Here is a 14,320-nt window from a genome sequence, read left to right as displayed (position 1 = left end):
GTCCTTCCGGACTGGTAAACGTTGCTCTAGACAATCAACATTTTCCCAGACCAGAAGGACATTTCACTTCACGGCACGCCCACGAACCGCACCCGACATGGTGGATCGGGGTTGAGTGAGCGGGTCGCGATCACCGGTGCTCGGGCGTCGAGCGGTTACGGGGAGCATGTCACGCGCGAACTGGCAACGGGCCTCGCCGATGAGCAGCGGGTGGTTGTCGCAGGCGGCGCTTACGGCATCGAAGGAGCTGCGCACCGTGCCGTTCTCGCAGCAGCGGGCCAGCCGATCGCAGTGCTCGCGACGGGCCTGGATCGACGGTACCCGGCTGGACACAGTGAACTCTTGGACCGGGTCGGGGACGCTGGCCTGCTGGTGAGCGAGTTGCCTCCTGGAACCGCGCCGACCAAGCACAGATTTGAGGCTCGCAACCGGCTGATGGCGGCGCTGACCAGCGCCGTCGTCATACCTGAAGCCGGGGTGCGCTCCGGCTCGTTCACGACGGTCCGCAATGCCCGGAGTCTCGGGCGGGGTGTCGGAGCAGTGCCCGGCCCTGTGACAAGCGTTGCCAGCACCGGCCCGAACGAACTCATCAAGCAAGGGCTCGCGTCTGTCATCACCCAGGCCAGCGACGTCGTCGCCCTTCTCGACACCGACTCGACAATTCCCGACGTGTTGAACCGAGCGGAGTTCGGGCGCGGACACCGGATCGACCGTTCCGGGACGGGAATGCCGCCCCGCTCGATCTAGCAACGTGATCGGTCCGGCATTGCACCACGTCGCGTGTCGGATCGGGGATACTCACAAGCGCAAGCCGCGATCCGCGACCCGCGCCATGTCGCGTTCAGGCTCACGCGACGTGCTCGGGGTGAGTGCACTGAGCGATGCTTCGGCTCGTGTGCGGTCGATCTTCTGTCTGGTGCTCTCCGGTGCCGGACCAAGCGGCGAGCGGTCGTCGGCGATCTGGTACCGGTCGCGGTAGGCCGCGATGATGCGGCCGGCGCGCCACCACGCCCCGTCCTGCCTCTCGTCCTCGGGTACGGGACCCAGGCTCGCCGTCCAAGGGCTCTTGTCGGCGAGGGCTCCACGAAGCACGGCGTCAGCGCGGGCCTCGATGAGGTCACGACGCTCGTCCAGGGCGCGGCGCATGTCCTCGCCCATCGGGCCGCCGGCGTGCGGGATCAGCCCTGCGATGAGGCGGGCCGGCTTGCGGGCGCGGCCGGACCCGGCCGGCCGGATGGTGGCGCGGGCGAGACGGGCATGGATGACGGTGGCGATGTCGGCGGCGTCGTCCAGTGTGCGCGCGGCGATGAGCCTGGGCAGCAGGGTGTCGAGGTCGTGATGGTTGGCGTCGGCGTGGCGCAGCTCGGCCGACAGCGCACCGTAGGCGTCGGAGTCGAGCACGGCATCGACCTGCTCGCCGGTCAGACCCGATGCGGCAAGGAGGGCGGCCCAGCGGTCGTGCTGGGCGGCTTGCGCGATCGTCTCGTACTCGGCGGCGAGCTGCGCGATTCCGCCGAGCTGTTCCTGCTCGGCGGTGATCGTCTCGTGCGCCGACAGTTCGGTGCCGACGTGCTGGATCACGCCGTCGAGGACGCTGCGTGCTGTGGCGTTCGGGCTGTCGCCGGGATGCGGGGTCGCGTGCTCGTAGTCCTCCCGGTCGACGGCGACGTAGGCGTGGTTGCTGTGGGCGCCGCGGGTCATCGAGACGTAGAAGTTCTCCCGCGTCGTCGTCGCGGTGACGACCGCGTGCGCGGTATCAGTCGTGACGCCCTGCGCGCGGTGCGCGGTGACCGCGTAGCCCAGGTCCAGGTACTCGGCCACATAGTCGGCGGGCAGGACGATCCCGCCGCCGAACCGGCGGCCGGCCGGGCGGATGCTGACCGATCCGTCCTCGCGGACCTGCGTGACGATCCAGCGGGCACCGTTGCGGACCCAGGCTCGGCCATTGCGAAGCCGGCGATCGTTGTGCCGGGTGATGACCAGATCGCCTGCGGAGACAGCCGTGCCGTCGTGCAGGGGCAGTTCCCGGGCCGGGTTCACAGCGCCGTCGATGATCCGATCCGCCCGCGCCCTCGCGTTGAGCGTGGTCACCGTCTCGTGCGTCTCGGCCACCAGGATCGACGCGAGCCCGGCGGCAACATCACGCTGCCACGCCCGATAGGCGGCGACGATCATCGCCTCAGCCTCGCCGCCGGTGATCCGGTCGTAGTCGATGAGGGTGTCGATCGCTTCGGGCCGCCCGTGGCGGAGTTGCAGAGAGGTCGTCTTCTCCCACGCGTGGATGAAGCGGTGGATGTCGCTCAGCTCCGGGGTGTCGTCTCGGGCGTGGACGAGCATCGAGAACGCGCCGCCGGCATCGACCGACTGGAGTTGGCCCCAGTCTCCGACCAGGAGCACTTTCGCGCCGGCCTGCTCCGCCTCGTTGGTGATCCGGTCGAGGGAGGCGGTGCCTGCCAGGGATGCCTCGTCGATGACCACGAGCTGCCCGGCGGTGAAGGTCGCCCCGGTGCGAATGTGGATGTCCCACCACTTCGCCGTGTTCTCCGTGGCGATCCCGAGGTCGTCGGCGAGGACCTGCGCGGCGACCGCCGAAGGCGCGAGCCCAACCACGGAGCCGCGGCCGTGCTCCTTCTCCCAGGCACGGCGCAATGCGTTCATCGCCGTGGTCTTTCCCGCACCGGCCGGGCCGACCAGGACATCCACGACCCGGCCGGAGAGGGCGATCGCGGCCAGCGCCGCGGCCTGATCCTCGCCCAGCATCCGGTGCTGGGAGTCGGGTCGGCTGGTGACCTTCTCCACGACCTCCAACGACACGACCGGGCCGCCGGTGTCGGCGGCGCGGGCCAGGAGGCGGTCTTCGGCGGCCAGCAGCGTCTCGGATGAGAACAGGGTCGAGTGCCGTGGGCGGAACCGGGTCGTGCCGTCCGGGCGGCGGAACTCGAGCGGGCTGGTCGCGAGCTCGGGCGGGGTCAGCCGCAGGGAGGCGCGCTCGGCGGCGTCGACCACGAGCCCGGTGATCGCCTCGCGATCTTCGATGCTCGCGAACCGCCACCCCATCAACTGCCGGGACGCTTCGGCGTGCAGGTTCCAGCGAGTCCAGGTCGAACGCTTCTCACCGACCGTCTCCATCACGGTCTGCCCGACCTCGCCCACCACGTCCAGCGGCACGTCGTCAGCGCGCAGCGCCGCGCGCGGTGCCTCGGCGGCGGTCCTGGTGAGGGTGCGCGCCCAGCCGGTCGCGTCTTGCCCGAGCACCCGGCCTGCGCGCTGTCGCCACTCGCCGGTGAGGTCGGCCAGCGACCTGAGCTGCTTGTCCGGCCGGGTGGCGAGCGTCGCCTGCGCCCGGAGCTTCAGCACCGTCCGGGCGGACGGCTGCCGGCCGTGCCGGGCGACGTACTCCGCGATCAGGCGATCCTTCTCGGCCTCGATGTGCCGGGAGCGGGTGGAGAACTCACCGATCAGCTCGTCCGGCACGCCCTCGATTTCCCAGGCCGGGTTCCGATCCCGACCGCGTTCCCGCGTTGCCCACTCGACTCCGAGCGTGCGCGCGAGCCGGTCGGCCAGTGCCGCGTTGTATAGCTCGGAGACCGCGACGACCGCCGAGTGCATTGGCCGGCCGGCGAGGGTGCGCCAGCGGCCGTCTTGCACGGTCAGCACCTTGTTGCTGATGACGACGTGCGTGTGCAACTGCGGGTCGGCAGATCGACTGTCGTAGTGGTCGAATGCCGCCGCTGCGACGCCGGCGACATCGACATGCGCAACCGCTCCGTCCGGGCCGGTTGCGCCCACGCGGGTCGCTGCAACCTCGCGTTCGAGGAACGCAACCAGCTCTGCAACTGCCGCGTGATGCGCGTCCGCGATCAACGTCTGCGTGCCCGCGTCGGCGACCGCCCAGATCGCGGACACCGACTTCGCCACCGAGAACGTGAAGTCATAACCGGCCACGGCGCGACGGGTGCCACGCTCGGCTTCCTCAGCCTCGATCGCGGCGACCTCCTGCGCCCGCGCGGCCGGCCCCAGCTCGGAGCTGAAGGCATTCACGCGCTGCTCGATCCGTTCCACGACCGAATCGAACTGCTGGTAGGCGCGGCCCAACGGGTCGCCGGTGAGCGGATCGTGCCCCATCCCGATCAAGAGCTGGAGCTGGGCTTCGGAGACCCGGGCGCCCTGCGCCAGCTCACCGTGGCCGAGCCGGCCCAGCCCCGAGCCCATCCAAAACCCCGGCGGGGTGCCCGCCTCGGCGTAGTAGCGGGTCAGCGGAGTGGACAACGAGCGGTCACCGTCGCCGGCCGCGACAGACTTCAAGAGGTACCTGTAGCCGTCGCCCGCCGACATCACCCGCATCGAAACCGTCACGCACAGCAGGTGCGGAGAACCGAACAGGTCACGCGGCGGGTAGCCGATCGTATGAGACTGCGACGGCAACCGCCGTGGTCGGTCAGCTTCGAGTCGTCAGAGCGGCAGGCTGCTGCCAAGTACCTCGATTGTATGACGCGCCGCTTCGGTCGATTCGGCGGTAACCGCGGCTGTGACTCCCGCGGCGATCGGAGCGAGCAATCCCTTGATCATCGTCAGCCCTCGCCTGATCACGCCCTGATCCGGGTCAGTCTTGACGACCTCTGCCAAGACAGCCTCTGCCTGCGATCGCGCCTCTTGCTCATCGTCTCCAAGGCCGAAGGATGTAAGTTCGGCAAGCAGATCCGTCAGGGCCCGCGCGAGGTCTTCGTAGCCGGGTGCGATCTGCTCGACCTTCTTCTGGGTCTGGGATACATCACCGGCGTTGTTCCACGCGAGTTGCGCATTGCCTCCAGTGACCGTAACGACTGGCCCGTGGTAGTTGTTCACCGTCAGCGCGCCAGCGGCGCCAACCGTGGATGAGTCGGCCTCGACAGGGATGCGGACCGGATTCTTCGCGAACTCCCGCTCCAGCTCGCGCGTGAACTGGCGGATGCCTTCTTTATTGATCTTGAAGCCGCTGGCCACTGGTCTGCTCCGTTCGTTGACTGTCAAGAACAAGGGTCTCACGGAGCCCGGACACCTCCGGGAAGCCTGCTCGGTCCTCGTCTGAAAGACGTGTGGTGGCTCAGATGGGCCGAGGTGACTCCGAGCAGGCCAGGTCATCGCCGCCGCGCTCGAAGGTGCGTGGAACCGGGATCGCCTCGGCGCGCCATGGATCGCCGGATCGCGATTCGGAGCGCTCGCGCACCTGGAGGCCGCGAGACCGGCGTTCGCCAAGCGACGCGGTGGCCCCTGCGCGCGGAGACCCGTCGCTATCGACGCCCCGCGTCACCCGAAGCACACGACTGCATGAGCTTCATCCTCGTGAGGGCAGGCGCAGGCCGAACTTCCGGAGACTGCGGCAAGCACTTCCTGAAGGCAGGCGACCTCATGGATCGTTGGAGCTGGGTTTCCTACCGCGAATCGCGTTTGGCCTGGCGGGCAGCGCCTTGGGAACGGCTGGATGCGTCACGCTTTAGACCGCCGGTAGTTTTCTCGTGCGATCGCATGCGGCCGGCATCCGCAACTCCCCCGTCGGTTACACCGAGGGACTCGGGACCGGACCACTTGCCCTTCTGCGCCCGCGCCAGACGTTCGGCCTTGAGCGCCTCCGCCTCTTCGTGAGCGACGACAGCGAGCCGGTCGGAGACCCGCGCCAACGCCTCTTCGAAGACCTCCGCCCGCAGGAGGGACTTCTTGTTGCCGGGTCGGGCGGCGCCGCGACCGCCTTCTTCAGCAACGCGCTTGGCGCCCTTACGGCGGTAGTTGCTGACATGCTTGTTACGCGCCCTCCGGATGCGCTTGTGCAACGCTAGGAGTTCGTCTTCGTCGAGCTGCTCCATCCGATCCGGCTCGATTTCACGAATGAGGTCGAGTTCTGACCGCTTCAGGACCCAGAGGGAATCTTCCATGCCTCACAGTAACACCCGGTTTCGACACCGACTAAGGCACCCCTCGAGCCCCGCCAAGCGCAGTCCACACAACGCAATTGGCGCAAAGAACCAGCACGCCGGAAGGGGATCATGAGTGAGCGCTCCTGACGCAGCGCCGAGGCACCAAGCGAGCACAGATGACGCCTCGGAACAAGCACACCGCCTCTTCCGCACTGTGCCTGCACGACCCTTCGCATCCGGGCTCGTCGTGGCGCTGGGGGTGCTCGTCGCGGTCGGCCTCGCTCTGACATTCGCGTCGCTCGGCGCAGTCGCCCTTTCCGTCTTCCTCGGACTGTTCCTCGCCCTCGGGCTCCTGCCCCTCATCAATCTCCTCGGCCGACACGGGCTGAGCCGGACCGCGAGCCTCACCCTGGTCGTGACAGCCGTCGTGCTGGTATTCGCAGCCATCATCCTCTTCATCATCCCGCCGCTCGTCGCGGAACTTGTACACGCGGTACACAATGCGCCCGCCCAGATTGGACAGCTCGGCGCGACCGCATGGGTGCAGGAAATCCGGGAGATCTGGGGAATCGACGTCCATGCGATCATCGGCGACCTCGTCCGGAGCCTTGCCGACCTCACATCCCTCGTCGCAATCGCAGGTGGCCTGCTGAAGATCGGGACCGGCGCAATCGGAGCTGTCTCATCCACCGTCATCGTGATGGTCTTGACCGTGTACTTCGTGTCCGCGCTGGAGCCGATGAAACAGGCCCTGACCCAGATCGTCCCGGCATACCGCCGCGTGCAATTCGGCGAGCTCGTCGATCAGATCACCTCGCTGGTGGGCCGTGTCGTGTCCGGCGGAATCACCGTTGCGGCGATCAACGCCGTGGTCGTCTTCATCCTGCAGTTCGCGATCGGATCGTCGATCGCACTCCTACTCGCGATCGGCGCGTTCTTCATCACGATCGTCCCGCTCATCGGTTCGCTGGTCTTCCTCGTGATCGGCACCACTGCGGCGCTGTTCGTGAGTCCCTGGGCCGCGCTCGTGTTCGGCGTGCTGTACCTCGGTTTCATCCAGGTCGAGGCGTATTACACGACGCCGCGGATTATGGGCCGGGCGGTGGCGGTACCGGGCATTCTCGTGATCATCGGCGCGATGGTCGGAGCCGCACTCATGGGGCTGTTGGGGGCCCTCGTGGCCATTCCTGTCACCGCCTCTGTTCTGATCGTCGTGCGACAGGTCGTGGTGCCGCGGCAGGATGCCCGGACGTCAGCGTCATAACCCCTACAAGTGCCTATCCGCTGCCGTCGTTCTCGTCCCATAGGATCGGGCCAGCGGAGCGCGAGGCGCAGTTCCCCCACGGAGAATCCGGACACGGAACCCTGCGAAGGACCGCGCGAAAGGCGACGAAGAGATGACCAGACCTGCACCCGAAGGGTCAACGACCGTAGCGGCGGAACCACGAGCGTCATGGCTACCGCTCATCGTGGTGGTGCTGACGCAGATCCAGGCCTCCTTCGCAGTGAACGCCCTCACCGTGTCGATGGCCGGCATCACGACAGATCTACACACCCCGGCGACGTCGGTCGGCACCGCGATCACGGCCGGCACGTTCGCCATGGCGGCGTTCATCCTGCTGGGCGCGAAGATCGGGGCCCGCTTCGGCACGCGCGGCGTCTTCCAGATCGCCGTGGCGATCCACGCGGCGGCAATGGCCGGCGTGGCGCTGAGCGTCAGTCCGGCGATGCTGTTCATCGCTCAGGCGTCCTCTGGTGCCGTGATCGCCCTGATCGCCCCTGCCCTGACCGTGTTCATCGCGACGAACTACCACGGCGAGCGTCAGGGCAAGGCGATCGGCCTCCTGGCGGCGGCGATCCCGCTTGCAGGCATTCTCGCCCTGCTGCTGGCCGGATGGTTCGCGGAGACGATCGGATGGCGCTGGTCGTTCGCTCTGATGGTCGCCCTCGGCGTCCTGAACCTGGTGCTCAGCTTCGGCGTGCGCAAGGTCCCCGCCCAGCCGAACCTGAAGATCGACTGGACAGGCGCCGTGCTCGCCGCGGTCGCGATTATCCTTCTCAGCTTCGGGTTCTCCGGCCTGAACTCGTGGGGGGTGTGGCGCGCCACCGACCAGGCCCCGTTCTCGATCGCCGGCATCTCCCCCGCGCCGGTGTTGATCGTCCTGGGATTGATCATCGGACAACTCTTCTTCCTCTGGGTATCCAAACGGCAACGCGAACACCGCTCGCGCATCTTCGACCTGCGCGTGCTCGCGACCAGCAGCGAGTTCGCGGTCACCGCGTGCATGGCGATCATGCTGTTCGTCGGCACGGCGGCGAACTTCCTCATCCCGCTGTACATGCAGGTCGTCCAGGGGCTGTCCGGCATCCAGACGTCGTTCTCGATCATCCCCTACACGATCTCGATCTTCCTCGCATCAACGTTCGTCGCATACCTGTACAAGCGCTTCCCCCCGCGCGTGCTCGCGTCGGCCGGCTTCATCGTCGTCGCGGGTGCGCTGACCCTGCTGGCCTCTACGATCCGCGGCGACTGGGGCCAGGCGTTCATCGTGATCGGCCTCATCCTCCTCGGCCTCGGCCAGGGATCGATCGTGGCCCTCGTGTTCAACACGCTCCTCTCCGCCGCCCCAAAGCAGCTCGCGGGCGACGTCGGCGCCTGGCGCGGCCTGGTCCACAACCTGTCCGGTTCGGTCGGCATCGCCGTCGCCAGCGCATTCGCCGTCGGCATCCTCGCGTCCACGCTCGCAAGCTCCGCGGTCGCGCATCCGGAGATCTCGCAACAGCTGATCAGCGAGGTGCGCATCGACCAAGCCGACTTCCTCACAAACGCCCAGCTGGAAGCGGTGCTGAACGGCACGACCGCCTCCGAGGCGGAGAAGACCGCGGCGATCGCGATCAACGAGGATGCGCGGCTGCATTCGCTGCAGTGGTCGCTGATGGGCCTCGCACTGCTCGCGGCGCTCGCCATCGTGCCTGCGCTGAGAATGCCCGGACGCATCGACGGCGAGCTTCCGGAGCGGCTCGAGCCGGACGACCCCGACGACATCGACGAATCCGTGCCGCTGAATCCCGCGGCTGTGACTGCTGAGGAGACGAAGCGATGACCCGTAGCGCGAACAAGCTGATCCCTGCCGACTTCCCAACGACACCAGGTCTCGACGCGCTCGACGCCATCGTGTTGACCGCCGGGGATGCGCCCGGCGACGTGCAGACGGTCGGCTATGCCGTCTTCCTCGACGGCGACGTCGCCCCCGCCCTGGGGCTCGACCGCGACGCGCTCACCCGGGCGGGCTTCACCACCGCGGTCGGCAAGACGCTCTTCGTCCCTCGAGAAGAAGGCCCCGACGTCGTCGCCGTCGGCGCGGGGGATGCCGCGGAACTGGATACCGCGAAGCTGCGCGATCTCGCCGCCGCATTCGTGCGCGCCGCACCCCGCAGCGCGCGCGTCGCGCTCGTCGTCGACCGCAGCACCGCCGAGCCCCGCGCGGCGGCGGCGGCCATCGCCGAGGGCGCGGTGCTCGCGCGCTACCGTTACACGGCGTTGCAGAGCGCGTCGAAGCACATCCCGCTCGAGTCTTTCACCATCGACCTTGCGGGCGCCCATGCAGACGAGGTGAGGGCGGGCCTTACCGCCGGGCGGCTCGCCTCCCGTGCGGCCGTCGTCGCACGCGATGTCACGAACACGCCTCCTGGCCACCTCACCGCCACGGACCTCGCCCGCATCTCCGAAGGGCTCGGAGCCAGGTTCGGCTTCGCGGTGGAGGTCTTCGACAAGGCGGCGCTCATCGAGCTCGGCTGCGGGGGCCTGCTCGGCGTCAATCAGGGCTCCGTGGAAGAGCCGCGCATGATCAAGCTGTCCTACACGCCCGCGGGTGAGCCGAGCGGCCATCTGGGGCTCGTCGGCAAAGGCATCATGTACGACTCGGGCGGCATCAGCCTGAAGCCGAGCGACCCGATGCACCTGCTCATGAAGATGGACATGGGCGGCGCGGCGGCGGTTCTCGGCGCGTTCACCGTGCTCGCCGACCTCGGCGCCACGGCCGCGGTGACGGGCTGGCTGATGTGCACGGACAACATGCCCTCGGGCACGGCGTACAAGCTGGGCGATGTCCTCGTCGCCCGCAACGGCACCACCGTGGAGGTCAAGAACACCGACGCGGAGGGCCGCCTGGTGATGATGGACGCCATCGCGCTCGCCAACGAGGACGGCGTGGACGCCATCATCGACATCGCGACCCTCACCGGTGCCGCGCTGATGGCGCTCGGACAGGCGACCGCACCGGTGTTCGCGAACGACGACCGCATGGCGGCGCTCGTGGAGTCCGCCGCCGTGGCCACCGGCGAGCAGGTGTGGCGGATGCCGCTGGAGCGCACGTACCGGCCGCAGCTCGACTCCGAGATCGCCGACATCTCGAACCTCGGCGGCAAGTACGCCGGCGCGACGACCGCGGCGCTGTTCCTCGACCACTTCGTCGGGGCGACGCCGTGGGCCCATCTCGACATCGCCGGCACAATGCAGTCCGACAAGGACGACTCGTGGCGCGCGTCCGGCGCCACTGGCTTCGGGGCACGCCTGCTCGCGGCTGTCGCGGCTGACTTCGCGCTGCCGGGCTAGCGATGGATCCCATCGCGGCGACCTTCGGGATCCTCCTGCTCGCCATCATCGCGTTCGCGAGCAACCGGATCCCCCTGGGGATCGTTGCGGTCGGCGTCTCCCTCGCGCTGTACTTCACCGGCGTCCTGACGTTCCCACAGGCGGTCGCCGGGTTCGGAGATCCGACCGTGCTGTTCATCGCGGCACTGTTCATCGTGAGCGAATCGCTCGACGCCACCGGGGTCACGGCGTGGGCGGGTCAGAAGGTCATCGGCGCGGCAGGCAAGAAGCGCACCCCGATCCTCTTCGTCGTGTGTCTGCTCGTGGCGGGGCTCACTGCGCTCATCAGCGTGAACGGAGCCGTTGCGGCGCTACTTCCCCTCGTCATCGTGGTCGCGAGCAGCGCAGGGATCGCCTCGTCTCAGCTATTGTTGCCCCTCGCGTTCGCCGCGCACGCGGGCTCCATGCTGCTGCTGACGGGCACACCGGTGAACATCATCGTGTCGGAGCGCGCGGCGGAAAGCGGCGGCCGCCCGTTCGGGTTCTTCGAGTTCGCGCTCGTCGGTATCCCGCTCGTGATCGGCACGATCCTGATCATCGTGCTGTTCGGTCGAATGCTGCTGCCGTTGCGTCCGAGCGCTGTCATGCCCACGGACCTCAGCAGGCTCACCCGACGATTGAAGATCGACTACAACGTCACTCTCGAGACGAAGACGCTGATCGGTCCCGCGAGCGGCGTCAGCGAGATCGTCATCCCGCCCCGCTCACCACTTATCGGCACCCGTGTGTTCCCCGGCATGGCAAGCCCGAGCGGTGACCTCGTGATCCTCGGTGCACGCCGCGGCGCGGAGGTCCTGCACGATCGCGAAGTCACCCTGCACGCGGGCGATGCGCTGCTGCTGCAGGGCTCCTGGGACGACCTGACCCGCCACACGGAGTCCAGCGACGTCATGGTCGTCGACGCGCCCAGCGCCCTGCGCCGCTCCGTCCCGCTCGGGAGGGGCGCCAAGCGTGCCATGGTCATCCTCGCGCTCATGGTCGTACTCCTCGCGACAGGGCTCGTCCCGCCCGCCGCCGCCGCGATGCTCGCCGCGGGATCGCTCGTGGTCACCCGCGTAGTAGGGGTGAACCAGGCATACCGGTCGATCTCCTGGACGACCGTCGTCCTCGTCGCCGGCATGATCCCGCTGTCGACCGCGTTCCTGACCACCGGCGCCGCCGAACTCGTCGCCCATTGGCTCATCACGGTCGTCGGCGACTCCGGCCCACGAACCGCGCTACTCGCCGTCGTCGTCCTGACGATCCTGCTCGGCCAGGTGATCAGCAACACCGCGACCGTGCTGATCGTCGCACCGGTCGCGGTGGCCGTCGCCTCAGGTCTGCACGCGTCGGTACAGCCGTTCATGATGGCACTGACGGTCGCCGGCGCTGCGTCCTTCCTCACTCCGATCGCGACGCCCGCCAACCTCATGGTCATGAAGCCCGCCGGCTACCGGTTCGGCGACTACTGGAAGCTCGGACTCCCCCTCGCGATCTTCTTCGGCGCCATGGCCGTCTACTACGTACCGCTCATCTGGCCGTTCAGCTGACGAGACTGGATGACGCCGACCGTGCTTCGGGAGAACGAGGCGATGGTATCGGCGCTGCACTCTGTTTCGGTCGACACGGGCCGACGGCGCGATGTGGGTGATGCGCGGTCGACGGGTGTCAGGCGCCGAGTCCGGACGTCGCCTCGGTGGCTTGGTCGGCGACGCCGAGGAAGCGGATGAACACGGCGATCCAACCGAAGACCAGAGCGAAAACGATGATCTCGAATGCTGTCAGGCCGAAGTACCCGACCACGAACAACGCCGTCGAAAGCAGCACCGCCGCCAGGAACGCCCCGGACGCGATGAAATAGGCGCGCGGCATCCCACGAACAACCCACGGGCCCGCGACGAGCAGCCCGATGAACATGACGGCCATGCCACTCGCACAGATGTTGTGGATCGGCCGGCTCACGTTCACCGGGACGAGCCCTACGCCGGCGAGCATGACGCCCATCACGATGAACATGATCGAAATGACCCGGGAACTGCTCGCCCGTTGCAGAATCCCACGCTTCACGAGTGCACGGAGGTCGTTCGCCAGGTACACAGCGAACGCGGTCACGAGAAGCCCGCCGACCACGAGTGTCCCGTTGAACAGCAGACTGGAGACGGACCAGAACGTCCCGAGATGACTGAAATGCGTCCCCCACCACGACTTATCAGTTGTGGTGATCATCGCAGCGATGGTGCCGATAGCCACGAACGCCATCAGCAGGGTCGACATCCGCTGCGTCGTCATCCGAGACACCGAAAGGTAAGTGATGTAGCCGGTCAAGCCGAGCGTCACGGCCGCCAAAACGACCGACCAGAACAGATCGACCAGGAGTCCGACGAACCCCAGCCCCAAAACGATGTAGACGACGAGCACGGTCAGCGCGGCCAGGACGACATGAACCAGGACCACCGCGATCGTGTTGATCGTGAACGTGACGGAAGACAGGTTCTGCCGCCATTCCTGTCCGTGCGCAGTGCGGCCACCCCAATAGCCGATCGTTCCCGCGACCGCTGCCGTGGCGGCGGCCATCACCGCGAGGACAGCCCCGAACGACCAATCGCCGGCCATGGGAAGCGGCGGCACGGTGAGCGCGAGGATAAGCCCGGCGAGCGCGCCGAGTGATCCCGCGATGAGTGCCACGTAGATTGCCTGCGACTCCACGCGCAAGGATCGCGCAGGCTCCGCGGCCTCGGTCAGAGGGCGGTGCACGTCAGTCATCGGCGCCGACCAATCGTACGGACGCGGCTGCGAGTCGGGCGAGGACCCGCTGCTCCCGTGCAAGAGGGAGGTGTTCGAAGAACAGCATGTCGACAGGATGCCAGAGGGCGATCCATCCGACGATCACGAGGCCCTCCCCGAGGAAGGTGCGTACCCAGTGGGGACCGATGTCGAGCACCGCCACCGCGCTGCCACCCAGCAGGCATGCCGCAAGGAAGATGAGACCGAACAAGAGCTCCCTGAACCCGAGACGTCGTATCCGCGCCTTCTCCGACTCGAGGCGCTCCGAGTGGGCAATAGCGAACCCTCCCAGGGCGTCCGCTATCTGCCTCTCCGAACGCCGCTCGTCCGTAGACCCCGTCACGGTGATGTCGATCCGCAGGCCATCCGCGGAGCCATCCACGGTCTCAACGAGGTACTCGAATCCCGTCCTGTCATCGAACCTGCCGTGGAGCGGGTCAACGGGCCGCGGCGTGAACAGCTCGTCCAGGTCCTCGAGCACAAGGGACACCACGGTCCCTGAATCAGCGGTCATTCCACAGCTCCTCTCCTTCGGGTGATCGGCCCGAACTCCATGATGTCGATGGGGGGCCACTGTCTGTTGCTCAGTTTTGGACCGAGACTCAGATGAGCGTTCGGGGTGAGCGGAAGCGTCCACTGAGCCCCGAACCGGACAGGATGCCGAGTGCGATAGCGACCATGGTCGACACAGTCGTCACGATGGTCGCAGCGCCACTCCCGTCGCCGTCGAGAATCGTTGTGACGCCAACCAGGCCCAGAGCACCAGGCACCAGCATCCAGAACCCTGGAAGGAAGGTGACCGGCGCAGCCGGCCCAGAAGGCAATCGCGATACGAATCCCGCCATCGGGGTCATTGCGAGGGCGCCGACGAAGGCTGACAGGACGCCCCCGAAGAAGATGTTGGGCTGACCCCGTTCGGTAGGTCCGGTGGTTGTGTGAGTCGTCCTGTTGCCCGGGGGTCCGGGCAGGGAGACTGGTCAGATCATGACGAACAGCAGGAAGCGTCACACTC

The 14,320-nt window shown here is 67.5% G+C and carries 10 protein-coding genes; 5 read left to right on the top strand and 5 right to left on the bottom strand.

Annotated features, from left to right (window positions below; genetic code table 11):
- Positions 1-111 precede the first annotated feature (111 nt).
- Entirely contained in the window at positions 112-747 is a 636-nt protein-coding gene (locus WFI00_RS17305) for a DNA-processing protein DprA (RefSeq protein ID WP_336627539.1), read from the top strand.
- 51 nt (positions 748-798) lie between these two features.
- Here the strand turns inward: WFI00_RS17305 and mobF are convergent, their stop codons facing one another.
- The 3 genes from mobF to WFI00_RS17290 form a co-directional block, all read right to left on the bottom strand.
- On the bottom strand, positions 799-4,344 hold the full coding sequence (gene mobF / locus WFI00_RS17300; protein WP_336633517.1) for a MobF family relaxase: 3,546 nt from the start codon (positions 4,342-4,344) through the stop codon (positions 799-801).
- Positions 4,345-4,452: 108 nt separating this feature from the next.
- The gene (locus tag WFI00_RS17295) at positions 4,453-4,983 is read right to left on the bottom strand and encodes a hypothetical protein (protein ID WP_336627540.1); all 531 of its coding nucleotides are present in this window, start codon (positions 4,981-4,983) and stop codon (positions 4,453-4,455) included.
- Between the two features lie 428 nt (positions 4,984-5,411).
- Entirely contained in the window at positions 5,412-5,909 is a 498-nt protein-coding gene (locus WFI00_RS17290) for a hypothetical protein (protein WP_336627541.1), read from the bottom strand.
- A 229-nt stretch (positions 5,910-6,138) separates the two neighbouring features.
- On the opposite strand from WFI00_RS17290, the gene WFI00_RS17285 reads away from it, so the two are divergent.
- The 4 genes from WFI00_RS17285 (at position 6,139) to WFI00_RS17270 (ending at position 12,074) form a co-directional block, all read left to right on the top strand.
- Positions 6,139-7,155 carry an AI-2E family transporter gene (locus WFI00_RS17285; RefSeq protein ID WP_336633516.1) on the top strand — a complete coding sequence of 339 codons (1,017 nt, stop codon included), beginning with the start codon at positions 6,139-6,141 and terminating at the stop codon, positions 7,153-7,155.
- Between the two features lie 211 nt (positions 7,156-7,366).
- Positions 7,367-8,995, top strand: coding sequence for an MFS transporter (locus WFI00_RS17280; protein WP_336633515.1), 1,629 nt, complete (start codon positions 7,367-7,369; stop codon positions 8,993-8,995).
- Positions 8,992-10,506: a leucyl aminopeptidase gene (locus WFI00_RS17275; protein ID WP_336633514.1), complete on the top strand. Its 1,515-nt coding sequence runs from the start codon at positions 8,992-8,994 to the stop codon at positions 10,504-10,506. Before WFI00_RS17280 ends, WFI00_RS17275 begins: the two co-directional genes overlap by 4 nt.
- 2 nt (positions 10,507-10,508) lie before the next feature.
- Complete coding sequence (locus WFI00_RS17270; protein WP_336627545.1) at positions 10,509-12,074, top strand: SLC13 family permease; 1,566 nt, start codon at positions 10,509-10,511, stop codon at positions 12,072-12,074.
- Positions 12,075-12,192: 118 nt separating this feature from the next.
- Here WFI00_RS17270 and WFI00_RS17265 read toward each other — a convergent pair whose 3' ends face one another.
- Positions 12,193-13,287 carry a hypothetical protein gene (locus WFI00_RS17265; RefSeq protein ID WP_336627546.1) on the bottom strand — a complete coding sequence of 365 codons (1,095 nt, stop codon included), beginning with the start codon at positions 13,285-13,287 and terminating at the stop codon, positions 12,193-12,195.
- Positions 13,280-13,822 carry a hypothetical protein gene (locus tag WFI00_RS17260; protein WP_336627547.1) on the bottom strand — a complete coding sequence of 181 codons (543 nt, stop codon included), beginning with the start codon at positions 13,820-13,822 and terminating at the stop codon, positions 13,280-13,282. Before WFI00_RS17260 ends, WFI00_RS17265 begins: the two co-directional genes overlap by 8 nt.
- Positions 13,823-14,320: the final 498 nt, after the last annotated feature.

The sequence above is a fragment of the Microbacterium sp. MMO-56 genome (assembly GCF_037146215.1).
In the GTDB taxonomy this organism is placed as follows: Bacteria; Actinomycetota; Actinomycetes; order Actinomycetales; family Microbacteriaceae; genus Microbacterium.
Note: the sequence above shows the minus strand (reverse complement) of the source record. Positions and strands in the feature narration are given on the sequence as shown.